21 protein-coding genes are annotated in these 21,623 nt (G+C 73.9%); 11 read left to right on the top strand and 10 right to left on the bottom strand.

Going from position 1 to position 21,623, the window contains the following annotated elements:
- The first annotated feature begins 114 nt into the window (after positions 1-114).
- Positions 115-618, top strand: coding sequence for an OsmC family protein (locus D0D15_RS12375; RefSeq protein ID WP_094008666.1), 504 nt, complete (start codon positions 115-117; stop codon positions 616-618).
- Here the strand turns inward: D0D15_RS12375 and D0D15_RS12370 are convergent.
- From D0D15_RS12370 to D0D15_RS12355, 4 genes are all read right to left on the bottom strand, one after another.
- Complete coding sequence (locus D0D15_RS12370; RefSeq protein WP_094008665.1) at positions 573-1,493, bottom strand: cobalamin-binding protein; 921 nt, start codon at positions 1,491-1,493, stop codon at positions 573-575. The genes D0D15_RS12375 and D0D15_RS12370 overlap by 46 nt on opposite strands.
- Positions 1,494-1,502: 9 nt before the next feature.
- Positions 1,503-1,991, bottom strand: coding sequence for a pyridoxamine 5'-phosphate oxidase family protein (locus D0D15_RS12365; protein WP_094008664.1), 489 nt, complete (start codon positions 1,989-1,991; stop codon positions 1,503-1,505).
- A gap of 67 nt (positions 1,992-2,058) precedes the next feature.
- Complete coding sequence (locus D0D15_RS12360; protein WP_094008663.1) at positions 2,059-2,805, bottom strand: IclR family transcriptional regulator; 747 nt, start codon at positions 2,803-2,805, stop codon at positions 2,059-2,061.
- The gene (locus D0D15_RS12355; protein ID WP_094008662.1) at positions 2,802-4,241 is read right to left on the bottom strand and encodes an APC family permease; all 1,440 of its coding nucleotides are present in this window, start codon (positions 4,239-4,241) and stop codon (positions 2,802-2,804) included. The genes D0D15_RS12360 and D0D15_RS12355 overlap by 4 nt, the downstream gene beginning before the upstream one ends.
- A 242-nt stretch (positions 4,242-4,483) precedes the next feature.
- Between D0D15_RS12355 and D0D15_RS12350 the strand changes: the two genes are divergently transcribed.
- On the top strand, positions 4,484-5,884 hold the full coding sequence (locus D0D15_RS12350; RefSeq protein WP_094008661.1) for an APC family permease: 1,401 nt from the start codon (positions 4,484-4,486) through the stop codon (positions 5,882-5,884).
- An 11-nt stretch (positions 5,885-5,895) separates the two neighbouring features.
- Positions 5,896-7,812 (top strand): primary-amine oxidase, encoded by a 1,917-nt coding sequence (locus D0D15_RS12345; protein ID WP_094008660.1) that lies wholly within the window; start codon positions 5,896-5,898, stop codon positions 7,810-7,812.
- Here D0D15_RS12345 and D0D15_RS12340 read toward each other — a convergent pair.
- On the bottom strand, positions 7,727-8,737 hold the full coding sequence (locus D0D15_RS12340; protein WP_094008659.1) for a LysR family transcriptional regulator: 1,011 nt from the start codon (positions 8,735-8,737) through the stop codon (positions 7,727-7,729). The two genes, D0D15_RS12345 and D0D15_RS12340, sit on opposite strands and share 86 nt — an antisense overlap.
- A 99-nt stretch (positions 8,738-8,836) precedes the next feature.
- On the opposite strand from D0D15_RS12340, the gene D0D15_RS12335 reads away from it, so the two are divergent.
- Genes D0D15_RS12335 through D0D15_RS12320 form a run of 4 tightly spaced genes read left to right on the top strand, consistent with a single transcriptional unit; the run spans position 8,837 to position 12,777 of the window.
- Positions 8,837-10,129 (top strand): CitMHS family transporter, encoded by a 1,293-nt coding sequence (locus tag D0D15_RS12335; RefSeq protein WP_094008658.1) that lies wholly within the window; start codon positions 8,837-8,839, stop codon positions 10,127-10,129.
- A complete protein-coding gene (locus D0D15_RS12330) occupies positions 10,126-11,424 on the top strand; it encodes an acyclic terpene utilization AtuA family protein (protein WP_094008657.1) in 1,299 nt (432 codons plus the stop codon). Before D0D15_RS12335 ends, D0D15_RS12330 begins: the two co-directional genes overlap by 4 nt.
- Complete coding sequence (locus tag D0D15_RS12325; protein ID WP_233157519.1) at positions 11,424-11,732, top strand: AtuA-related protein; 309 nt, start codon at positions 11,424-11,426, stop codon at positions 11,730-11,732. The genes D0D15_RS12330 and D0D15_RS12325 overlap by 1 nt, the downstream gene beginning before the upstream one ends.
- Before the next feature lie 10 nt (positions 11,733-11,742).
- Complete coding sequence (locus D0D15_RS12320) at positions 11,743-12,777, top strand: DNA polymerase IV (RefSeq protein WP_115944439.1); 1,035 nt, start codon at positions 11,743-11,745, stop codon at positions 12,775-12,777.
- Positions 12,778-12,807: 30 nt separating this feature from the next.
- Here D0D15_RS12320 and D0D15_RS12315 read toward each other — a convergent pair whose 3' ends face one another.
- Positions 12,808-13,749, bottom strand: coding sequence for a zinc-binding dehydrogenase (locus D0D15_RS12315; protein ID WP_115944438.1), 942 nt, complete (start codon positions 13,747-13,749; stop codon positions 12,808-12,810).
- 57 nt (positions 13,750-13,806) lie between these two features.
- Between D0D15_RS12315 and D0D15_RS12310 the strand changes: the two genes are divergently transcribed.
- From D0D15_RS12310 to D0D15_RS12300, 3 genes are all read left to right on the top strand, one after another.
- Positions 13,807-14,661 carry a universal stress protein gene (locus D0D15_RS12310; RefSeq protein ID WP_115944437.1) on the top strand — a complete coding sequence of 285 codons (855 nt, stop codon included), beginning with the start codon at positions 13,807-13,809 and terminating at the stop codon, positions 14,659-14,661.
- 84 nt (positions 14,662-14,745) lie between these two features.
- Positions 14,746-15,516 (top strand): ABC transporter ATP-binding protein, encoded by a 771-nt coding sequence (locus D0D15_RS12305; protein ID WP_094008652.1) that lies wholly within the window; start codon positions 14,746-14,748, stop codon positions 15,514-15,516.
- Positions 15,517-15,518: 2 nt separating this feature from the next.
- The gene (locus D0D15_RS12300; protein ID WP_094008651.1) at positions 15,519-17,363 is read left to right on the top strand and encodes an FtsX-like permease family protein; all 1,845 of its coding nucleotides are present in this window, start codon (positions 15,519-15,521) and stop codon (positions 17,361-17,363) included.
- On the opposite strand, the gene D0D15_RS12295 is transcribed toward D0D15_RS12300, so the two are convergent.
- From D0D15_RS12295 to D0D15_RS12285, 3 genes are all read right to left on the bottom strand, one after another.
- On the bottom strand, positions 17,344-18,531 hold the full coding sequence (locus D0D15_RS12295) for a cytochrome P450 (RefSeq protein ID WP_094008650.1): 1,188 nt from the start codon (positions 18,529-18,531) through the stop codon (positions 17,344-17,346). The two genes, D0D15_RS12300 and D0D15_RS12295, sit on opposite strands and share 20 nt — an antisense overlap.
- A gap of 14 nt (positions 18,532-18,545) precedes the next feature.
- On the bottom strand, positions 18,546-19,487 hold the full coding sequence (locus D0D15_RS12290; RefSeq protein ID WP_476726861.1) for a PDR/VanB family oxidoreductase: 942 nt from the start codon (positions 19,485-19,487) through the stop codon (positions 18,546-18,548).
- A gap of 72 nt (positions 19,488-19,559) precedes the next feature.
- The gene (locus D0D15_RS12285; protein ID WP_162830561.1) at positions 19,560-20,321 is read right to left on the bottom strand and encodes an IclR family transcriptional regulator; all 762 of its coding nucleotides are present in this window, start codon (positions 20,319-20,321) and stop codon (positions 19,560-19,562) included.
- Between the two features lie 91 nt (positions 20,322-20,412).
- Here D0D15_RS12285 and D0D15_RS12280 point away from each other — a divergent pair, with 91 nt between their 5' ends.
- Entirely contained in the window at positions 20,413-20,817 is a 405-nt protein-coding gene (locus tag D0D15_RS12280) for a winged helix-turn-helix domain-containing protein (protein ID WP_094008647.1), read from the top strand.
- 182 nt (positions 20,818-20,999) lie between these two features.
- On the opposite strand, the gene D0D15_RS12275 is transcribed toward D0D15_RS12280, so the two are convergent.
- Positions 21,000-21,338, bottom strand: coding sequence for a cupin domain-containing protein (locus tag D0D15_RS12275; protein WP_094008646.1), 339 nt, complete (start codon positions 21,336-21,338; stop codon positions 21,000-21,002).
- Positions 21,339-21,623 lie beyond the last annotated feature (285 nt).

Below are 21,623 nucleotides of genomic sequence, written 5' to 3'. Positions count from 1 at the left end.
TCGCCGCGGCGGCTCGCGCGGGGCCGGGGCTGACGCGGCCATGACTCGCGCGGGCGCGGTCTTGATCCGGCCTTGACACCGGCGTGACCCCGTTCACGCGGCCATACTGGCGGCATGGACGCGACCGAACTCAGGGAACTGCAGGCGCCGCTCAAGGAGCGCTACCGGGAGGACCCGTCACGGGCGCTGATCACCTTGCGCGCCAACGCGGAACTGGACGGCCTGGGCATCTCGTGCAAGGTCGAGACCGGCCGGGCGGTGGTCGAGGCGGGCCTGCACCCGGCCACCGGCGGGGACGGCAGCCTCGCCTGCTCCGGCGACATGCTGCTGGAGGCCCTGGTGGCGTGCTCCGGGGTGACACTGCGGGCGGTCGCGACGTCGCTGGGGCTGGAGATCCGCGGCGGGACCGTGCGCGCCGAGGGCGACCTGGACTTCCGCGGCACGCTCGGGGTCGACAAGACGGCGCCGGTCGGGTTCCGGTCGATCCGGCTGTCCTTCGACCTGGACACCGACGCCTCCGCCGACGAGCTGGCGACGCTGCGCAAGCTCACCGAGCGGTACTGCGTGGTGTATCAGACGTTGCGGACGCCACCGGAGATCGAGGTGCGCCTCGCCTGATCCGGCTCGACGGTCCCGATGCCGTGCAGCACGTGGGCGAGGATTTCGGCGCCGCGCACGACGCGCGGGCCGGGACGGTTGAAGTAGGACGGGCCGTCGAGGATCCACACCCGGCCGCCGCGCACGGCGGGCAGGTCGCTCCAGCCGGGGCGGCCGGTGAGCAGGCCGAGTTCGGCTTCGGTGCGGTCCGGCGGCAGGCCGCAGGGGAGCAGCAGGAGGACGTCCGGCCGGGCGGCGGTCAGTTCGGCCCAGCTGATGGCTTTCGTGTGTTCGCCGGGGCGCGCGAGCAGGGGCTCCCCGCCGGCGGCGGTGATCTGCTCGGGCACCCAGTGACCGGCCGGCCAGAGCGGATCGAGCCACTCGATCGCGGCGACGCGCGGCCGGGGCAGGCGCCGGGTCCGCTCCTGGAGGGTCGCCAGGCGGGCGCGGAGTTCCTCGTGCTTGGCGCGGGCGACCTCCGGCACGCCGAGGACGTCGCCGACCTGGCGCACGCAGTCCAGGACCTCGGGCAGGGTGCGGGGTTCCAGGCTGAGCACCCGGGGGCCGGCGTCCATCAGGCGCAGGGTGCCGGAGACGTGGCGGTAGGAGACCGCGCAGAGGTCGCACAGGTCCTGGGTGAGCACGACGTCGGGCCGCAGCTCGGCGAGTTTCGCCGCGTCGAGGGCGTAGAGCGCGGAGCCGGCGTGCGCGCCCCCGACGGCCTGGGAGATCTCGCGGCTGCTCATCGTGGTGTCCAGACCGCTGCCGGTCACGACGGGCACGTCCTCGATGCCCGGCGGCCAGTCGCATTCGTGCGTCCGGCCGACGAGGTCCCCGAGCAGCCCCAGCTCGGCCACGAGGTCCGTCGCGGCGGGCAACAACGACACGATCCGCACGGTTCGAGCCTAGGCGGGGCCGGCACTCCGCGCCCGGATCAGGTCCTCGACCGCCTTGGGCAGGGTCGTCTCGAAGTCCAGCAGCTTCGCCCAGTCCGGGGTGACCGTGATGACCACCATCTGCTCGTACAGCGCGCGCACGCTCTGCTCCCAGGACTCGAACACCTCGGCGGGCGTCACCTTCCGGGACGCCTCGATGTAGGCCTCCGGCACCCCGCCGACCAGCTCCAGGCGCGCCGTGCCGCGGATCAGCAGCACGCGCGGGGGCCACGGGGCCATGCGGTCGATGGTGATCGCCACGCGCGGGTTGCGTCGCAGGGCCGCCACCTTCGCCGACGCCGGCAGGGTCGCCATCACCAGGTGCTCACCGTCCCACCAGAAGCCGATCGGGATCACCCGCGGCACACCGTCCAGCCCGTCGTAGGCCAGCCTCGCCGGGATGTCCGAACGCAGCAGCTCCCGCGCGATCGGCTTGGCCAGTTCAGCGGTGACATCCATGTCCGTCTCCTCCGGTTCGGGGTGTGTCACGCCAGGGACGGACCCGGCCCCGCGTTCTCGACATCGCTCACGCCAGAAGCGGCGCCAGCTGCCCGGCGTGGTCGCGCACCAGCGCCACCAGCTCGGCGTTCGGCTCGGCGACCCGCTCCGCCGGGCCGCTCACCGCCAGCCCGGCGACCAGCTCGCCGGTCACCACGTCCCGGATCGCCACCGCCAGGCACCCCTTGCGCTCCAGCAGCTCACCGCACTGCCGCGCCATCCCGCTGCGCGCCACCTCCGCCAGCTCGGCGTCCAGCCGGTCGGCGTCGACGATCGTGCGCTCGGTGAACGACCGCAGCTCCCGCACCACCGCCCGCCAGTCGGCCTGCTCGGCCAGCAGCAGCTTGCCCAGCGCGGACACGTGCGGGTACCGCGCGAGCAGCGCCCCGTCCGACGGCGGGTGGTCGGGGTCCGGGTCGGCCAGCGTCAGCCGCCCCGTCCGGTAGGACGCCAGGTGCACGCCCCACCGCACCCGCTGCCGCAGGTGCTCCACGATCGCCCGCGCCGCCGCGGGCGGGCGCACCGTCACCGGCATCGCCAGCCGTCCGGCGCGGCGGCCCAGCGCGAACCCCCGCAGGTCCGGCAACCGCACCAGGTACTCCTCGCCGACCAGCAGGTTCAGCAGCCGATAGGTCGTTGCCGGCGGCAGTTTCAGCGCGGCCGAGATCTCCTTCGCCGTCACGCCCGGCCCGGACGCCACGACCTCCTCCAGCACGGCCAGCGCGCTGCGGACCGCCTTCGGCTGGCGGCCCGACAGCGGCGTCTCCGGGCTCACCGCGCACCGCCCAGCAGATCGGCCTCGGAGGTCTCGTCGTAGATGCCGATCCGCGCCAGCTGCCGCGGCCGCCGTCGCCGCAACCAGGCGAACCACGCCAGGCCGCCGAGCGCGAACAGCCCGAACACCGCCGGGTACGGCCCGCCCAGGTTGTCCGCCGTGAACACCACCAGCGCCGCCAGCAGGGCGGGCGCGGTGATCGCGCTGACCACCAGCACCCCGCGCGTCAGCTCGCCGATCCGGTACAGGAACACCGGCGCCGCCACGCACACCAGCAAGTACGCCACCAGGTACCCGAACACCGCGACGTTGAGCAGCGTGACGAACACCGACGTGGTGCTCATCCCGGCCGCCATCAGCACCACCGGCACCACCGCGACCGGCGGGAGCACCGCCAGGATCGCCACGTGCGGCGTCCGGTACCGCGGGTGCGTCCGGCCCAGCGCCGCCGGGGCCACACCTTCGCGCCCCATCGACAGCAGCACCCGCACCAGCGCGCTGCCGGTCGCCAGCGTGCACGCCAGGAACGACGCCGCGATGCCCAGGTCCAGCAGGTAGGACAGCCACGGCAGCTGCTGCCGCGCGGCCAGCGTGCTCACCGGCTCGGCCTGCCCCGCCAGCCCGCCCGGCAGCGCCCCCAGCCCGACGACCTGGGTGTACGCCGCCACCAGGTACAGCACCCCGCACAGCGCCGCCGTGCCCTGCACCGCGCGCGGCACCGTGCGGAACGGCCGCCGGGCCTCCACCCCGAACGACGCGGCCGCCTCGAAGCCGATGAACGCGCCCAGCGCGGGCAGCACCCCGGCCGCGATCCCGCCGACGCCGCGGTCCGGCGCGGCGGGCGCCAGCTCCGGCCCGACGCGGGCCAGCAGCAGCCCGAACACCACCAGCATCAGCGAGATCGACACCGCCTCGGTGACGAGCACGACCGTGGCCGACAACCGCACGCCCCGCAGCACGCACGCCGTGGCCAGCGCGCCCAGCACGAGTACCAGCACCGCCACCAGGCCCCAGCCCGGGTCCGCCCCGGCCCGCCGCAGCAGGTCCTGCAGGTAGACGCCGGACCCGGTGAGCGCGGCCATGGTCAGCAGGCCGTAGCCGACCAGCAGCGCGCAGCCGCACGCGAAGGCCGCGATCGGGCCGAGCCCCTTCGCGGTCAGGCTGTACAGCGACCCGGCCGCGGCCATGCGGCGCGTGAACTGGGCGATGCCCAGGCCGATGAGCAGCGCGAGCACGGTCGCCACGACGAACGACCACAGCACCCCGGTGCCGGCTCCGGCCGCGGCGACCGCGGGCGCGGCCGCCATCGCCGCCGACGGCGCCGCCGCCGAGATCGACTGCGCGAACACCTGGAGCGGGCCGAGGTTGCGGCGGTCGAGCCCGGACATCGGCGACTCACGCCGCAGCGGCGGCAGCACCCGGGGTGGCAGGGACATCCGGCTCTTCCTCCTCTGTGGACGGTAGCCTGGCACTGTAACTCCGGGGTCACGCCGCGGCACACGCCTCGTGACGCCGAATGAGAATTTTCCCCGGCCCGTTCCCGCGTTGGGAGAACGCCGCCGCGGGAGTTCCCGGTGCCGGAGACCGGGGTTTGACCCGGGGCTGACGGCTGCGCAACGTTGCTGCTCAACGCTGTGCAGCCGTCACCGGAAATCCCCGATGAGCCCCCGGAGGTCTCATGGATACGCCACGGTCGCTGACCGGTTCACTGGGCGCCGGCTCCATCGTCTTCATGGTCGTCGCGGCCGCCGCGCCGCTCACCGTCGTCGCCGGCAGCGTGCCGCTGGGCGTCGCGCTCGGCAACGGCGCCGCCTTCCCCGCCACCTTCGTGCTGTGCTGCGTGGTCCTGCTGCTGTTCGCGGTGGGGTTCTGCGCGATGAGCCGTCACGTGCCCAACGCCGGGGCGTTCTACGCCTACATCCGCGAGGGCCTGGGCCGCGCGCCCGGCCTCGGCGCGGCGTTCCTCGCCCTGGTCACCTACACCGCGGTGCAGCTGGCCGTCTACGGCTACCTCGGCGCCGCCCTGGACGGCCTGGTCCAGCACTACGGCGGTCCCGCGCTGCCGTGGTGGGTGTGGTCGCTGGCACCGCTCGCGGTGGTCGGCGTGCTCGGCTACCGGCACATCGACCTGAGCAGCAAGGTGCTCGGCGTGCTGCTGCTGTGCGAGGCCGGGATCGTGCTGGTCTTCGACGCGGTCGTCACCGTGCGCGGCGGGGACGGCGGGCTGTCCACGGCGTTCCTGCAGCCCGCGCAGATCGGTTCCGGCTCGGTGGGCATCGCGATCATGTTCGCCATCGCGAGCTTCATCGGGTTCGAGGCCACCGCGGTCTTCCGGGACGAGGCCCGCGACCCGGCCCGCACGATCCCGCGCGCCACCTACCTGTCGCTGCTGCTCATCGCCGGGTTCTACACGCTGTCCAGCTGGGCGGTCGTGTCCGCGTGGGGGGATGCGGGCGCGGTCGAGCAGGCCGGTGCCGACCCGGGCGGCATGCTGATCACCACGGTCGGCCGCTGCCTGGGCACCGCCGGCGCCGACGTGGTGCAGGTCCTGCTGGTCACGAGCCTGTTCGCCGCGCTGCTGTCGTTCCACAACGTCCTCGCCCGGTACGCGTTCTCGCTCGGCAACTCCGGGGCGCTGCCCGCCGCGTGCGGCCGCAGCCACGCCCGCCACGGTTCGCCGCACGTCGCGTCGCTGGCGCAGTCGGCGAGCGCGGTCGCGCTGATCGCGGTGTTCGCCCTGGCCGGGATGGACCCGGTGACCCAGGTGTTCTCGTGGATGGCCGGCACCGCGACCCTCGGCGTGCTCGTGCTGATGACGCTGACGTGCTTGGCTGTGGTGGTGTTCTTCCGCCGCACGCGGGTGGACCGGCGCGCCTGGCACACGTTCGCCGCGCCGGTGCTCGGCCTGGCCGGGCTGGGCACGTGCCTGGTGCTGACCGTGCTCAACTTCCCGACGCTCATCGGCGGCTCGTCCGGCCTGGCCGCCGTCATCTTCGCCGTGCTCGCCGGAGCGTTCGCCCTCGGCGCCGTGCTCTCGGCCGTCCTGCGCTCGCCCGCCACCGAACCCGCCCTCGCCTGAAAGGATCGCCGATGACACTCGCCGAAGAACGCATCACCACCGCGCACCCGCTGGACCCGATGACCGCCGGGGAGGTGCGCGCCGTCCGCGAGATCCTCGCCGCCGCCGGGCTGCTGGGCGAATCCGCCCGGTTCGCCTTCCTCGCGCTGGAGGAGCCGGACAAGGCGGCGGTGCGCGCCCACCAGCCGGGCGACGACGTGGACCGCCGGTTCCGGGCGATCCTGCTCGACCTGGCCGACGGCACGTCGACGGACGTGGTCGTGTCGGTCACCCGGTCCACTGTGGACGAGCTGCGGGAGATCGACCCGGTCACCGACGGCCAGCCGCCGATCATCGACACCGAGTTCGAGCTGATCGAGGACATCCTGAACGCCGAACCGCGGTGGACCGAGGCGCTGCGCAGGCGCGGCCTCGACCCCGCCACGGTGCGCGCGGTGCCGCTGTCCGCGGGCGCCTACGACCACCCGGAGGAGACCGGGCGGCGCGTGGTGCGGGCGCTGGGCTTCCAGCAGCTGCACGCCAAGGACCACCCGTGGGCGCACCCGGTGGACGGGCTGGTCGCCTACGTCGACCTGACCGCCCGCGCGGTGACGCGGGTGATCGACCACCGGGACCTGCCGGTGCCGGCCGAGCCGGGCAACTTCGACGACCCGGCGCAGACCGGGCCGCACCGCACCACGCTCAAGCCGATCGAGATCACCCAGCCCGAGGGCCCGAGCTTCACGGTCGAGGGCAGCCGGGTGCGGTGGGAGAACTGGGACCTGCGGCTGGGCTTCAACGAGCGGGAAGGCCTGACCCTGCACCAGATCGCGTTCCACGAGCGGCCGGTGCTGTACCGGGCGTCGGTGGCCGAGATGGTGGTGCCCTACGCCGACCCGTCGCCGGTGCGGTTCTGGCAGAACTACTTCGACTGCGGCGAGTACATGTTCGCCCGCTACACCAACTCGCTGGAGCTGGGCTGCGACTGCCTGGGCGAGATCCGCTACTTCGACGCCGTGGTGGCCGACGACCTCGGCGAGCCGCGCACCATCCGCAACGCGATCTGCATGCACGAAGAGGACTTCGGCGTGCTGTGGAAGCACAGCGACATGTTCGCCGGCTCGCACGAGACGCGGCGGCAGCGGCGGCTGGTGGTGTCGTTCTTCACCACGATCGGCAACTACGACTACGGCTTCTACTGGTACTTCTACCTCGACGGCACGATCGAGCTGGAGGCGAAGGCCACCGGCATCACGTTCACCTCGGCCTACCCGGCGGAGGGGCACGAGTACGCGACCGAGATGGCGCCCGGCCTGGGCGCGCCCTACCACCAGCACCTGTTCTGCGCGCGGCTGGACGTCAGCGTCGACGGTGACCGCAACGCGGTGGACGAGGTCGACGCGGTGCGGGTGCCGGTGAGCGAGGCCAACCCGTACGGCAACGCCTTCCGCGAGGCCCGCACGCGGCTGGCCCGGGAGTCCGAGGCGGCGCGTGCGGCCGACAACACCCGTGGCCGGGTGTGGCACATCGTCAACCCGGAGCGGCGGAACCGCTTCGGCCGCAACCCGGCGTACGTGCTGTACCCGGAGGGGCAGCCGACGCTGCTGGCGGACGAGTCGTCGTCGGTGCACGCGCGGGCGACGTTCGCGACGAAGCACCTGTGGGTGACCCGCTACGACGCCGCCGAGCGCTATCCGGCCGGGGACCTGGTGAACCAGAACCCCGGCGGGGCCGGGCTGCCCGCGTGGACGGCGGCCGACCGGGACATCGACGGCGAGGACATCGTGCTGTGGCACACCTTCGGGCTGACGCACTTCCCGCGCCCGGAGGACTGGCCGGTGATGCCCGTGGACTACACCGGGTTCAAGCTGAAGCCGGTCGGTTTCTTCGACCGGAACCCGACGCTGGACGTGCCGCCCTCGGCGCAGGGCCACTGCCACGGCGGGTGAGCCAGCACGCGTGATCCGGCAGGCCGTCGCCGCGGTCCCGGGCCCGCAGCAGGGCTTCGGTGAACGCGGCGACGGCCGGCGGCCGCGGCCGGGACGGGTCGCGCACCAGGGCGATCGTGCGCTCGGCGCGCGGCCCGTCCAGCGGCCGGTGGCGCAGCCCGGCGAAGGCGACCAGCGGCAGCACCAGGCCGGGGATCGCGGACACGCCCAGCCCGGCCGCGGCGAGCCCGGCGACGGCGGCGATGTTGCGTGCCTCGATGGTGCGGCCGGGCACGACCCCGGCCCCGGCGAGCGCGTGGTCCACCAGCGGCCGGATGCTGCTGCCGGGGGAGAACGCGATGAACGGCTCACCGGAGATGTCCTGCCAGGTCAGCGTTTCCGCGTCCGCGAAGGGGTGGCCGGGCGGGAAGACGCAGCAGCACTCGTCGGCCGCCAGCGGCCGCACCTCCAGGTCGCCGGGCGGCTCGCCGGCGACCGTGACCGCGAGGTCCACCGCGCCGGAGCGGACCCGGGTGAGCACCTCGTCGGACAGGCAGTCCTCGATGGACAGTTCGACGTCCGGCAGCTCCCGCCGGTAGCGGGCGATCACCGGCGGCAGCAGGATCGCGGCCAGCGACGGCAGGGTCGCCACCCGGACGTGCCCGCGCGTGCCGGCGAGGAATCCGGTGAAGTGCCGCAGCCCGGCGTCGAACGAGACCAGGACCTCCCGGGCGATCCGGGTGAACTCCACGCCCTCGGCGGTGGGCACCAGCCGCCGGGTGGTGCGCTCGAACAGCGGCACGCCCACCTTGCGTTCGACCTCGGCGACCGTGCGGCTCAGCGACGACTGGGCCAGGTGCAGCCGCTGGGCGGCCGTGGTGAACCCGCCGGCGTCGGCCACCTCGACCACGGCCCGGAGCTGCTGCACCGTCAGATCCATGCGCATGACGCATGAGTCTATGCGGAACTCTTGTTTGACCTCGATAGCTGTGATGCCGCAGAGTCGGCAGGCGTCATCGTCGACAGCGCACTGGAGGTCCCCGAGATGCTTGCCCTGGCGGGCTTTCTGACGATCGGCGTGTTCCTCGCCGGGGTGCTCTCGCGCCGCGTCTCGGTCCTGCTGGCGCTCACCGTGGTCCCGGTGGTGGCCGCGCTCGCCGTGGGCGCGGCCCCGCGTCTGGGCGAGCTGATCGGCAAGGGGCTCACCACCGTCGCCCCGGTCGCGATCATGATCACCTTCGCGGTCCTGTACTTCTGCCTGATGATCGACGCCGGCCTGTTCGACCCGGCCGTGCGACGGATCCTGCGGTGGGCGAAGGGTGATCCGCTGAAGATCACGGTCGGCACCGCCGCGCTCACCGTGCTGGTCGCCCTCGACGGCGACGGCGCCTCGACGTTCCTGATCACCGTGTCCGCGCTGCTCCCGCTGTACCAGCGGCTCGGGATGCGGCGGCTGGTGCTCGCCGGGGTCGTCGCCCTCGGCGCCGGCGTGATGAACCTGGTCCCGTGGGGCGGCCCGACCGCGCGGGCGATGGCGGCGCTGAACGCCGACAGCGGGCGGATCTTCCTGCCGCTGCTGCCCGCGATGCTGGCCGGGATCGCCTGGGTGCTCCTCGCCGCGTGGCTGATCGGCCGCGCCGAGCGCAGGCGGATCGGCGTGCTCGACCTCGACGGCGAGATCCCGGCCGCTTCGGTGGAGCGCACCCGCGCCGATCGCGTGCGGTACTGGGCCAACGTCGTGCTGACCCTCGCCCTGGTCGCCGCCCTGCTGGCCCAGGTGGCGAAGCTGGAGGTGCTGTTCGTCGGCGCGTTCGTGCTCGCCCTGCTGGTCAACCATCCGAAGCGGAGCCGGCAGCAGGAGCTGTTCGAGCGGCACGGGCACAACGTGGTGCTGGTGACCACGATGATCTTCGCCGCCGGGGTGTTCACCGGCGTCCTGTCCGGCACCGGGATGATCGAGGCGATGGCGCGTGCGCTGGTGGGCGTCGTGCCGGACTGGGCCGGTGGCGCGCTGCCCGTGCTCACCGCGCTGACCGGGATGCCGCTGAGCCTGGTGTTCACCCCGGACGCCTACTACTTCGGGGTGATGCCGGTGCTCGCCGAGACGAGCGCGGCGCTCGGCGGCGATCCGGCGGAGATCGCCCGCGCCGCGCTGCTCGGGCAGATGACCACCGGGTTCCCGCTCAGCCCGCTGACCGCGTCCACGTTCATCCTGCTCGGCTTGACGGGCGTGGATCTGGGCGAGCACCAGCGGTTCGTCTTCAAGTGGGCGTTCGGCACGACTGTCGTCATGACCGCCGTCGCCCTCGCCACGGGCGCGATCCAGGGGAGTGCATGAACTGCGTGCGGATCGGTGGGGGAGCGGGGTTCGCCGGGGACCGGTTCGAGCCCGCGGAGGCGCTCGCCCGCGACGGGGACCTGGCCGACCTCGTGCTGGAGTGCCTGGCGGAACGGACGATCGCGCTCGGCCAGCAGCGCCGGCTGGCCGACCCGTCAGCCGGTTACGATCCGCGGCTGGTGGCCCGGTTCGAACGCCTGCTGCCGATCACCGCCGCCCGCGGCGTGCGGGTGATCACCAACATGGGCGCGGCGAACCCCCTCGCCGCCGGCCGGGTGACCGCGGATCTGGCGGACCGCCTCGGGCTCGGGCTGGGTGTCGCGGTGCTGACCGGGGACGACGTGCTCGACCGGATCGACCCGGCCGCCCCCGCCCTGGAGACCGGCCGTCCGCTCGCCGCGCACGGTGAGCTCGTGTCCGCCAACGCCTACCTCGGCGCCGAGCAGATCCTGCCCGCGCTGGACACCGGCGCCCAGGTGGTGCTCACCGGCCGGGTCGCCGATCCGTCGCTGTTCACCGCGCCCCTGGCCCAGCGGCTCGGCTGGGACCTGCGCGATCCGGCGGCGATGGCGGCCGGGACCGTGGCCGGGCACCTGCTGGAGTGCGCCGGCCAGCTCACCGGCGGCTACTTCGCCGACCCCGGCCGCAAGAACGTGCCCGGCCTGGCCGAGCTGGGTTTCCCGTTCGCCGACGTGCGTGCCGACGGCGGTGTCGAGGTGTCCAAGCCGGCAGGCACCGGCGGCCTGGTGTCGCGGGCGACGGTGCGGGAACAGCTGCTCTACGAGGTCACCGACCCCACCGCCTACCTGACCCCGGACGTCACGCTCGACCTGCGCGAGGTGACGGTCACCGAGACCGGGCCGGACCGGGTGGCGGTGCGCGGCGCGGCCGGCCGGGCGCGGCCCGAGCGGTTGAAGGTCAGCGTCGGCTACCGCGCCGGGTGGCGGGCCGAGGCCGGGATCTCCTACCAGGGTCCGGGCGCCCGGGCCCGCGCCGAGCTGGCCGGGGAGGTGGTCGCGCGGCGGCTCGCGGGCGCGCCGGTGCGGGTCCGGGCCGACGTGCTCGGCGCGGAGGGGTCGCCGGAGTGCCGGTTGCGGGTCGCCGCGTCGGCCGCGGACCGGGCCGGGGCCGAGGTCGTCTGCCACGAGGTGGAGGCGCTCTACACGAACGGGCCGGCCGGCGGCGGGGGCGTCCGGACGGCGGTGACGGAGGTGATCGGGATCGTGTCCACGTTGATCGACCGGGACCGGGTGGAGCCCGCGGTGACCGTGTTCGGAGGTCCGCCGTGCGGGTGATGCTGCACGAGATCGCGCACTGCCGGGCGGGCGACAAGGGCGACACGTCGATCCTGTCGCTGTTCCCCTACGACGACCGGCACTTCGCGGACCTGGCGCGCGAGGTGACCGCGGAGCGGGTCCGGGAGCACCTGGCCGGCCAGGTGCGCGGCGAGGTCGTCCGGTACGCGCTGCCGAAGCTGTGCGCGCTGCAGTTCCGGTGCCGGCAGGCGCTCGGCGGCGGGGTCACCACGTCGCTCGCGCTGGACACCCACGGCAAGGGGCTGAGCTCGCGGTTGCTGTCGCTGGAGATCGAGCTGTCCGGCTAGCCTGGACCGCGTGTGCCCGGACAACTGGGTCCTGCACGTGGACCTGGACCAGTTCATCGCGGCGGTCGAGGTCGCGCGGCACCCCGAGCTGCGCGGCAAGCCGGTGGTGGTCGGCGGATCCGGCGACCCGGCCGAGCGGGCCGTGGTGGCCACCGCCTCGTACGAGGCCCGCGAGTTCGGCATCCAGTCGGGCATGCCGCTGCGGCTGGCGGCCTGGCGGTGCCCGGACGCGGTGTTCCTGCCGGTCGACAAGGAGGCCTACGAAGAGGTCTCGGAGCGCGTGATGGCGACGCTGCGGACCTTCCCGGTGGTCGTCGAGGTGATCGGGTGGGACGAGGCGTTCCTGGGGGCCCGGACCGGCGATCCGGAGGCGCTGGCGGCGGAGGTCAAGCAGCGGGTGGCCGAGCGGACCGGGATGTCCTGCGCCGTCGGGATCGGCGACAACAAGGTGCGGGCCAAGATCGCGACCGGGTTCGCCAAGCCGGGCGGGATCTACCGGCTGACGCGCGCGAACTGGGTCGAGGTGATGGCCGACCGGCCGACCGACGCGCTGTGGGGGATCGGGCGCAAGACGGCGAAGAAGCTCGCGGCGGCGGGGCTGACCACCGTGCGGCACCTGGGCACCGCCGACCCGGACGAGCTGGCGGCGCGCTTCGGGCCGACGATGGGGCCGTGGTACCGGCTGCTCGCCCAGGGCGCCGGCGACACCGAGGTGACGGCGACGCCGTACCTGGCGCGCTCACGCAGCCGGGAGACGACCTTCCAGACGGATCTGGAGGACCGCGCGTCGGTGGAGGCGCAGGTGTCGGTGCTGGCGGCGCGGGTCGCCGAGGACGTCCTGGCCGAGGGCCGCCCGGCGGTGCGGATCGGGGTCAAGGTGCGGTTCAAGCCGTTCCTCACCTACACCCGCAGCGTCACCCTGCCCGCGCCGACGAGCGACCACGCCGAGATCGAGCGCGCCGCACTGTCCCTGTTGGACCGTTTCGAGTGGACCCGCCCGGTGCGGCTGCTGGGCGTGCGAGCGGAGTTCCACCGCGACGAGTGAGCCCGGCCGGTGCAGGCGTCACCGCCGTGGCTAGATCAGCAGCAGCGTCTTCCCCTTCGCGGCGCGGTCTTCCAGCGCCCGGTGCGCGTCGGCGGCGTGGGTGAGCGGGAAGGTCTGCCCGATGACCGTCCGCACGGCGCCCCGGGCGGCCAGGCGCAGCATCCGTTCCGCCCGGTCGTGGCGGCCGGGCGCGTAGTCGTGCAGCTGTTCCAGCCCGTAGGCCGTCACGTCCGGCTTCACCTCGTCCACCGCGACGGGCGCGCCCCCGGCCCACCCGTAGCTGGAGTACCGGCCACCGGGCACGACCAGCTCCGCGGCTGCCCGGCCCAGGTCGCCGCCCACGCCGTCGAACGCCACGTCCACCGGGCCGACCCGCGAAGCCCACCCCGGCTCGCTGTAGTCCACCACCGCGTCCGCACCCAGCGCCCGCACCGTCTCCAGCTTCTCCGCGCCCCGCGCCGCGCCGATCACCCGCGCGCCCGCCGCGTGCGCGAGCTGCACCAGCAGGCTGCCCAGCCCACCCCCGGCCGGCTGCACCAGCACCCGCTCATCGCGCTGGACGGCCACCCGTTCGAACACCGCCAGCGCCGTCGACCCGTCGTGCAGCAGCGCCATCGCCTCCCGCAGCCCCACCCCGGCGGGGATGCGGATCAGCTGATCCGGCGTCGCCACCACCTGTTCGGCGTACCCGCCGCCGTCGACGTCGGCCAGCACCCACTCCCCGCACCACGACGGGTCGACCCCCTCGCCGATCTCGGTGACCTGACCGGCCGCCCCCACCCCGGGCACGTACGGCGGCGTCACCGGGAACAGGTGCCCGGCCTCACCCCGGCGGATCACCGTGTCGATCGACAACACGCCCGCCACCTTCACCTCGATCACGACCTGCCCCGGCCCCGGGTGCGGGTCGGGCACCGTCTTCACCCGCAGCACCTCGGGACCGCCGAACCGCTCCACCTCGATCACTCGCATGGACCCAGGCTGCAACCTCCACCGCGCTGGAGGTCAAGCGTGAGTAGCGTGGCAGGCATGGCGGAGGAGATCGTGGTCGGAGTGGACGGTTCGCCGGCGGCGCTGGACGCCGTCCGGTGGGCGGCGGGCGAGGCGGCACTGCGCAAGCTGCCGCTGCGGCTGGTCTACGCGGCCGACGTCACCGGCGGCCGGTTCGACGGCGGCCTGCCGGTGCCGCAGAGCTTCTTCGACGAGCTGCAGCGCGCCGGGCAGCAGCAGCTCGCCGAGGCGGCGGCGGTGGCGGGCGAGGTGCCGGTGTCCACCGAGATGCCGCTGGAACCGGCGGCGTCGCTGCTGCTGGAGTGCTCGCGCGCGGCCCGGATGATCGTGCTCGGCTCGTCCGGGCGGGGCGGGTTCACCGGGATGCTCGCCGGGTCGACGGCCGTGTCGGTGAGCGCGCACGCGTCGTGCCCGGTCGCGGTGGTGCGCGGGCGCCCGGACGCCACCGGCCCGGTGGTCGCGGGCGTCGACGGCAGCCCGACCAGCGAGCAGGCGCTGGCGGTCGCGTTCGACGAGGCCGCGTGGCGGGAGGTGCCGCTGGTGGCGGTCCACGCCTGGAGCGACGCCGACTACGGCGTCCCGCTGCCCGCCCCGGACCTCGACTGGGCCGAGGTGGAGAGCGAGCAACAGCGCCTGCTGGCCGAGCGGTTGGCCGGCTGGCACGAGCGGTACCCGGACGTGCGGGTGGAGCGGGTCGTGGTGCGGGACCGCCCACGGGACGAGTTGCTGGCCCGCAGCCGGAACGCGCAGCTGGTGGTGGTCGGCAGCCGCGGCCGCGGCGGGTTCCGCGGGCTGGTGCTGGGGTCGACGAGCCAGGCGCTGATCCACCACGCCGGCTGTCCCGTGCTGGTGGTGCGCCCGCGATCCGCCTGACGGCCGGGGGTAGGGCCAGCCCCACCGCGGATCCGGTGGTCGGCACCGCTGACCGCCGAGGCGTTCCGCGATGGGATTTGATCCATGACAACACCTCGGGAATCCGTGCTGACCGCCGCGGATCACCAGCACGGGCTGCCCGCCGTCGAACTCCGCGCCGTCACCCGCACCTACGCCGCGGGGCCGCAGCAGGTTCGCGCCCTGGACGGCGTGAGCGTCGCCTTCCCGGCCGGGTCCTGGACCGCCGTGATGGGGCCCTCCGGCTCCGGCAAGTCCACCTTGCTGCACTGCGCCGCCGGCCTGGAACGCGTCACCAGCGGGCAGGTCCTGCTCGGCGGCCAGGACATCACCACCGCCGGGGACGCCGACCTCACCGCGCTGCGCCGCCGCGAGATCGGCTTCGTCTTCCAGAGCTTCAACCTCATCGGCTCCCTCACCGCCGAGCAGAACGTCGCGCTCCCGCTCAAGCTCGCCGGGGCACGACCGTCCACGAAGGACGTCCGCGCGGTGCTCACCGCCGTCGGGCTCGACGACCGCCGCCGGCACCGGCCGCGTGAGCTGTCCGGCGGCCAGCAGCAGCGCGTCGCGATCGCCCGGGCCATGGTCACCCGGCCCCGCGTCCTGTTCGCCGACGAACCCACCGGCGCCCTCGACTCGGCCGCGGCCCGCAAGGTCCTCGGCCTGCTGCGCGAACTCGTCACCGCGGGCCAGAGCATCGTCATGGTCACCCACGACCCGGCCGCCGCGGCCGCCGCCGACTCCGTGGTGTTCCTGCGCGACGGCCGCATCGTCGACCACGCCGCCGCCCCGACCGCCCGCGAGGTCGCCGACCGCCTCGCCCGCCTGGAGGCCTGACGATGCTGCGCCTGTCCTGGAACACCTTCACCGACCGCTGGACGCTGTTCCTCGGCGCGATCCTCACCGTGTGCCTCGGGGTCGCGCTCGTCCAGTCGTCCCTGCTGATCCTGGTTTCCGCGGCGACCGCCGGCGGCGAGGTCGTCGAAGCGATCACCCTGCTCGCGCTGACCCTGGGCATCTCGGCGTTCCTCGCGGTGTTCATCGTCAGCTCGACCTTCGCCTTCACCGTCGCCCAGCGCCGCCGCGACCTGGCGCTGCTGCGGCTCGTCGGCGGCGGCCGCGGCCAGGTCCGCCGCCTGCTGCTGTCCGAGGCCCTGCTGCTCGGGGTGCTCGGCACCGCCGTCGGCGCGCCGCTCGGCCTGCTGGTGATGCGGATCCAGACCTGGCTGCTGCGTGACCTCGGGTTCGTCCCGCCCACGTTCACCCCGCGCTGGCAGGACTGGATCCTTGGTGTCTCCGCGGGCATCGGGCTCGGCGTCTCGGTCGCCGGGGTGCTCGCCGCCTCCCGCCGGGCCGCGCAGGTCCGCCCGCTGGAAGCCCTGCGCGAAACCGGCGCCGCGGCCCGCGTGATGACCGGCGCCCGCTGGTTCTTCGGGGTGCTGTTCCTGGCCGGGGCGGTCGCCATGGCCATCGTGTCCGCGTTCGCCCCGCCCGACGGCGCCATCGCGCTGTCGATCAACACCGCCATCGCCGCCGCGGTCGCGCTGACCGCGTTCAGCCCGTTGGTCGTGCCCCTGGCCGGACGCGCGGCCGGGCTGGTGCTGCGCGGCCCGCTGGGACGGCTGGCCGAGGCGAACCTGCGCGACGGGGTCCGCCGCAGCGCCTCCACCGCCGCCCCGCTGATCGTGCTGGTCGCGCTGCTGGTTGCCCAGGCGGGCACGCTCGCCACCATCGGGAAGGGCGCCGAGATCGAGCAGCGCGCCGACATCCGCGGCGACCTCGTCGTCACCACCACCGGACCGTCCGATCTGGACGTTCCCGGGGTGGCCGTGGTGTCCCCGCAGGCCCGGGTGCCGGTCTCGGTCGTCACCTACTCCGACGACGACACCGACACCGAACAGGGCGTCGCGACCGTGGTCGACCCCGCCGCCTACGCCGCGACCCACACCCGCGGCCCGGCGAGCGGCTCGCTCGCCGACCTGACCGGACCCGCCATCGCCGTCGCCGACGGCTTCGCCCCGGTCGGCAGCACCGTCACCGCCCGGATCGGCGAGTCCGAACTGGACCTGCGGGTCGTGGCCGAGCTGCCGGAATCCCTCGGCGGCGGCGCCGAGTTCCTGGTGCCGCGCGAGATCGTGCCCGCCGCGCTGCTGGCAGGCGCACCCACCGAGTCCATCGTGCGACTGGAACCCGGCGCCGACGCGAGCGCACTGGCCGGCCGCGGCGAACTGACCACAGTGGACGACTGGATCGCCGTCGCCAGCTCGCGGCAGCAGGACGTCAGCACCGGCATCATGACCGTGATCATGGGCCTGGCCGGGCTGTACGCGCTGATCGCGGTGATCAACGCCGTGGTGATCGCCGCCGCCGACCGCCGCCGCGAGTTCGCCGTGGCGCGGGTGACCGGCCTGACCCGCGCTCAGGTGGTGCGGGCCGCGGTGCTCGAGTCCGGCGCGGTCACCGGCATCGGCCTGGTGCTGGGCGGCCTGGCCGCGTCGGCGACGCTGATCGGCATCTCGTCGGCGGCCGGCCGCATCACCGGGCAGTCCGTCCTGGTGGTGCCGTGGCCGCTGGTCGCCGTCCTGGTGCTGGGCGCGTTCGCGGTGGTCGGGGTGACCAGCGCGTGGACGGCGCTGTCCGCGACCCGGCCCACCCCGGTGTCGCTCACCGCCGCGGCGGACTGAGGTGCAGCCGCATCGGCAGCGACCGCCACGCGCGCAGCGTGTTGTTCAGGTGGCGGGTGCCCGGGCCGAGCAGTTCGAACCGGCGCACCCGCTTCGCCAGCGCGGTCAGCAGCGCCTCGGCCTCCAGCCGGGCGACGTGCTGGCCGACGCACTGGTGCAGGCCCATCCCGAACCCCACGTGGCCGGACGGGTCGCGGCCGAGGTCGAACACGTCCGGATCGGCCCAGCGGCGCGGATCCCGGTTGGCGGCGCCGAGGAACATCAGGATCTTGTGCCCGGCCGGGACGGTCACGTCCGCGATGGGCATGTCCCGCGTGGCGGTGCGGAAGAACGTCTGCACCGGCGACTGCCACCGCACCGCCTCGTCGAAGGCGGCCCGGGCCAGCTGGGGCTGCGCGCGCAGCCGGTCCCACTGGCCGGGGTGCGTGGCGAAGGCGTAGAGCGCGGCGGCCAGCCCGTGCACCGTCGTGTCCACCCCGGCCGTGAGCAGCGACCGGACCACCAGCGGAGCCTGCTCGTGGGTGATCTCGCCGCGGTCGGCGGCGGCCCAGATCGCCGCGCCGAACCCGTCGCCGGTGAGCCGGTCGCGGGCGCACTGCTCGTTCACCCACGCCGACCACTTCGGCATGTCGGCGGCCAGTGCGGTGACCAGCTCGTTGCGCGGGCCGAACGCGTTGAAGGCGAAGTTGCCGTAGGGCAACAGGTTCTCGCGTCCCTCGCGGCCGATGCCGACCGCGTCCGGGAAGACGCGCAGCGGGAACGCCTCGGCGAGCGCGGGGACGACGTCCAGTTCGGTGTCCAGCACGCTGTCGACCAGGTCGTCGGCCGCGGCGAACCAGTCCTGACGCAGCTTCCGCAGCGCGCGCGGGCCGAGGATCCCGGACAGCACACGACGCGGGGCGTCGTGGTGCGGCGGGTCGGCCTCGAGCAGCAGGCTCGGCGGGCGCCACGGCTTCTCCACGCGGAAGTTGGCCAGTCCGACGCCCGCGGCGGAGGAGAAGTCCTGCCAGTTCACCAGCGCGGCGTGCACGTGTTCGTAGCGGGCGAGGGCGTAGACGTCGTAGCGGCTCAGGTACACGACCGGGCCGGCGTCACGCAGCTTCGCGTGCAGGGGTTCCGGTTCGGCCAGGACCTCGGGCGCGAACGGGTCGGTGTCGTCGGTGATCATTGGGGGCCTCCGGGTCACAGGTCGAGGACCAGGCGGTCGGTGCGGGAACGGGACACGCACACGAACATGCAATCGCCGTCCGCGCGCTCGTGGTCGGCGAGGATCGAGTCGCGGTGGTCCGGAATCCCCGCCAGCACACCGGTTTCGCACGTGCCGCAGGTGCCCTGCCGGCACGAGGACAGCACGTCCACGCCCGCGCCGCGCACCGCGTCCAGCACCGAGACCTCCGGGGTGACGGTGACGGTCGCGCCGGTCCGCCGCAGCTCGACCTCGAACGGCTCGTCCCGCACCGGGGCCTGCTCACGCGCGGTGAAGCGTTCGACGTGCAGCGAGTGCGGCGGCCAGCTCTGGCAAGCGGTTTCCACGGCGGCCAGCAGGGGAGCGGGCCCGCAGCAGTAGACCCTGGTGCCCGGGCGCGGGGTGCCCAGCCAGGACGCGAGGTCGAGCAGGCCGTGCTCGTCCTCCGGCACCAGGTGGACGCGGTCGCCGTACCCGGCCAGCTCGTCGGTGAAGGCCATCGATGCGCGGCGGCGGCCGCCGTAGAGCAGTGTCCAGTCCGCGCCGAGCAGGTCGGCCTGGTGGATCATCGGCAGCAGCGGGGTGATGCCGATGCCGCCCGCGACGAACAGGTAGCGGTCGCTGGGCACGAGCGGGAAGTTGTTGCGCGGCCCGCCGACGCCGACGCGGTCGCCGACGCGCAGGTGGTCGTGCACGTACGCCGAACCGCCGCGTCCGGCGGGTTCCCGCAGCACGCCGATGCGGTAGCGGTGGGCGTCCCACCGGTCGCCGCACAGCGAGTATTGACGGGTTTCCCCGTTGGGGAGCACGAGGTCGATGTGCGCGCCGGGGGTCCAGTCCGGCAGCCGGCCGCCGTCCGGGCGGGACAGGGTCAGCGCCAGCACCCCCTCGGCGCGTTGTTCTCGTGCGGTGACCTGCAGGGTCACGACTTGGCTCACCGGACGCCTCCTTGCGGCTGGGTTGCTGGCACGAAGGATGCGTTTCCGCGGCGCCGGGTGGCGACGGGGTTCTCACTGAATGAGAGGCGAGGCCGGGAGCGAGCGGGTGATGCCGCGGGCGGCGGCCATCAGGATTCCGGTGACCGCCCTGCTCTCGGCGGTGTTGGGCACGATGACCGACAGGGCCGCGACGACGATGCCGCGCGCGTCCTTCACGGGGACGGCGACCCCGAGCGCCTCCTCGTGGATGTGACCCGGGCACCAGGCGAAACCCTGTTTGCGGATGTCGGCCAGCGTGGCCCGCAGGCGGTCCGGTGTGGTGATGGTGTTGGCGGTGTAGGCCCGCAGCGGCCTGGCGAGCACGCGTTCGCGCAGGTCGGCGGGCCCGTGGGCGAGCAGGACGAGCCCGGAGGAGGACGCGTGCAGCAGCAGCCGGCCGGCGACCCGGGTGTAGTTGATCACCGCCTTCGGGGCGGAGAGGCGTTCGAGGAAGATCACCTCGTCGCCGTCGCGGACACCGAGCTGCACGTGGTGCCCGACGACGGCGTGGACGTCCTCCATGAACGGCATCGCGGCGTCGCGGAGCGTGGCCGTGGGGGAGGCGCGCAGGGCCAGCTCCCACATCCGCACGCCGATCCGCACCCGGCGGTCGTCGTCGCGGGTGAGCAGGCCGTGGCTGGTCAGCTCGGCCACCAGGCGGGACGCGGTGGCCAGGTGCAGACCCGTCCGCCGCGCGATCTCGGAGACCTGCAGGACCGGTTCGTCCGGCGTGAAGGCCTCGAAGATCCGCACGGCGCGGGAGAGAACGGACTCACCGGTCGGCTGCCTTGCCACGGCCCGAGTCTGCCACGCGGCGCGCGGCAACCCGCGCCCACGCACCGGGACGCGATTGACCCCCCGGTGGCCCCGTGGCTTGCATGGGTCCATGACGCAGTCCCTCACCCGGGTCGACCGGCCGGACGGCGCGGTCGAGCTGCACATCGTCGTCCACGGCGATCCGGACCGCATCGGCGCGGTGATCGGCGAAGCGCTGGACGCCCTGGATGCCGCGCTGTGCATCGACACCACGTCGCGGCGGGTCCGCTCGCACGGCGCCGAGGTGGAGCTGACCCGCCTGGAGTACGAGCTGCTGCTGTTCCTGGCGAGCCACCCCGGCCGGGTCTTCGACCGCGAGGCGCTGACCGAACACGTGTGGCGCCTGCCCGGACCGAGCCGCGGCCGCACGATCGACGTGCACGTCCGCAAGCTGCGCAGCAAGATCGACCGCTTCTCGATCACGACGGTCCGCGGGATCGGCTACCGGTTCGACGGCCGCGCCGACATCACCTGAGCACGCGCCCGCGGTCGAAAAGACAGGCTGGGTGATGGCCGGCGCCGTGGGGCGGGCGCGGCGTGGTTGGCCCGTGCCCACGACGGCGGTGACATCCGCATTTCCCTGCCGGAGGGAGCCGAGTGGGTGCGATGAGCGCGCACACTAAATCTGCTGGCACTGCTCCGGTGTCGGCGCCGACATCACCTGAGCACGCGCCCCACCTCCGGTGGCGGCGCCTTGAACTCCAGCCACCGGCTGTCCGTCACCGCGCTGATCGTGTGCCGCACGCCGCGTGGGTGCACCACCGTGCCGCCGGGGCCCAGCCGCACCGGTTGCCCGTCCAGCGTGCCGGTCACCTCACCCGAGAGCACGTAGACGAAGCTGTCGTGGTCGTGGAAGTGCTCCGGCGAGGCCACCCCCGCCGGGTACTCCAGTTCGAGCAACAGCCCCCGCTCGGAGTTCTGCAGGACGCGGAAACGGCCGGAGCCGCCGAGAAGCGGGAGGCCTTCGACGGAAGTCAGCGGCTGGAAGTCGGTCACCCGGGCAGCCTGACCGCCGATCCGCCGTCCTGTCAACGTTTCCCCAAGCGGTGAACGAAACTCCGGCCTGCTCAGCGACGCCGGTTCCGCGATCCGGGAGGACGTTGACCCACCCGATCGTGGGAGGAAGCATTTTCCGGGAAACCCCCGCAAAAAATGGCTCTTTGTACTGATGTGTGGGTGGGTCTGCCCAGGTAGCGGAGGGGCACGTCGTTGCTGGGTCTAGGTTTCTGAGCTGTCGAGGAACAGAAACCGGATAGACGGAGAACGACGTGCCCGCTGCCA

The organism is Amycolatopsis thermalba (assembly GCF_003385215.1).
In the GTDB taxonomy this organism is placed as follows: domain Bacteria; phylum Actinomycetota; class Actinomycetes; order Mycobacteriales; family Pseudonocardiaceae; genus Amycolatopsis_E; species Amycolatopsis_E thermalba.
Note: the sequence above shows the minus strand (reverse complement) of the source record. Positions and strands in the feature narration are given on the sequence as shown.

Bases quoted from the DNA above. Each gene is read 5' to 3' on its own strand.
- D0D15_RS12340 (WP_094008659.1), bottom strand. From the start codon at position 8,737: ATGCGCATGGATCTGACGGTGCAGCAGCTCCGGGCCGTGGTCGAGGTG.
- D0D15_RS12315 (WP_115944438.1), bottom strand. From the start codon at position 13,749: ATGCGAGTGATCGAGGTGGAGCGGTTCGGCGGTCCCGAGGTGCTGCGG.
- D0D15_RS12300 (WP_094008651.1), top strand. From the start codon at position 15,519: ATGCTGCGCCTGTCCTGGAACACCTTCACCGACCGCTGGACGCTGTTC.
- D0D15_RS12375 (WP_094008666.1), top strand. From the start codon at position 115: ATGGACGCGACCGAACTCAGGGAACTGCAGGCGCCGCTCAAGGAGCGC.
- D0D15_RS12310 (WP_115944437.1), top strand. From the start codon at position 13,807: ATGGCGGAGGAGATCGTGGTCGGAGTGGACGGTTCGCCGGCGGCGCTG.
- D0D15_RS12350 (WP_094008661.1), top strand. From the start codon at position 4,484: ATGGATACGCCACGGTCGCTGACCGGTTCACTGGGCGCCGGCTCCATC.
- D0D15_RS12345 (WP_094008660.1), top strand. From the start codon at position 5,896: ATGACACTCGCCGAAGAACGCATCACCACCGCGCACCCGCTGGACCCG.
- D0D15_RS12325 (WP_233157519.1), top strand. From the start codon at position 11,424: ATGCTGCACGAGATCGCGCACTGCCGGGCGGGCGACAAGGGCGACACG.
- D0D15_RS12330 (WP_094008657.1), top strand. From the start codon at position 10,126: ATGAACTGCGTGCGGATCGGTGGGGGAGCGGGGTTCGCCGGGGACCGG.
- D0D15_RS12295 (WP_094008650.1), bottom strand. From the start codon at position 18,531: ATGATCACCGACGACACCGACCCGTTCGCGCCCGAGGTCCTGGCCGAA.
- D0D15_RS12335 (WP_094008658.1), top strand. From the start codon at position 8,837: ATGCTTGCCCTGGCGGGCTTTCTGACGATCGGCGTGTTCCTCGCCGGG.
- D0D15_RS12365 (WP_094008664.1), bottom strand. From the start codon at position 1,991: ATGGATGTCACCGCTGAACTGGCCAAGCCGATCGCGCGGGAGCTGCTG.
- D0D15_RS12280 (WP_094008647.1), top strand. From the start codon at position 20,413: ATGACGCAGTCCCTCACCCGGGTCGACCGGCCGGACGGCGCGGTCGAG.
- D0D15_RS12305 (WP_094008652.1), top strand. From the start codon at position 14,746: ATGACAACACCTCGGGAATCCGTGCTGACCGCCGCGGATCACCAGCAC.
- D0D15_RS12355 (WP_094008662.1), bottom strand. From the start codon at position 4,241: ATGTCCCTGCCACCCCGGGTGCTGCCGCCGCTGCGGCGTGAGTCGCCG.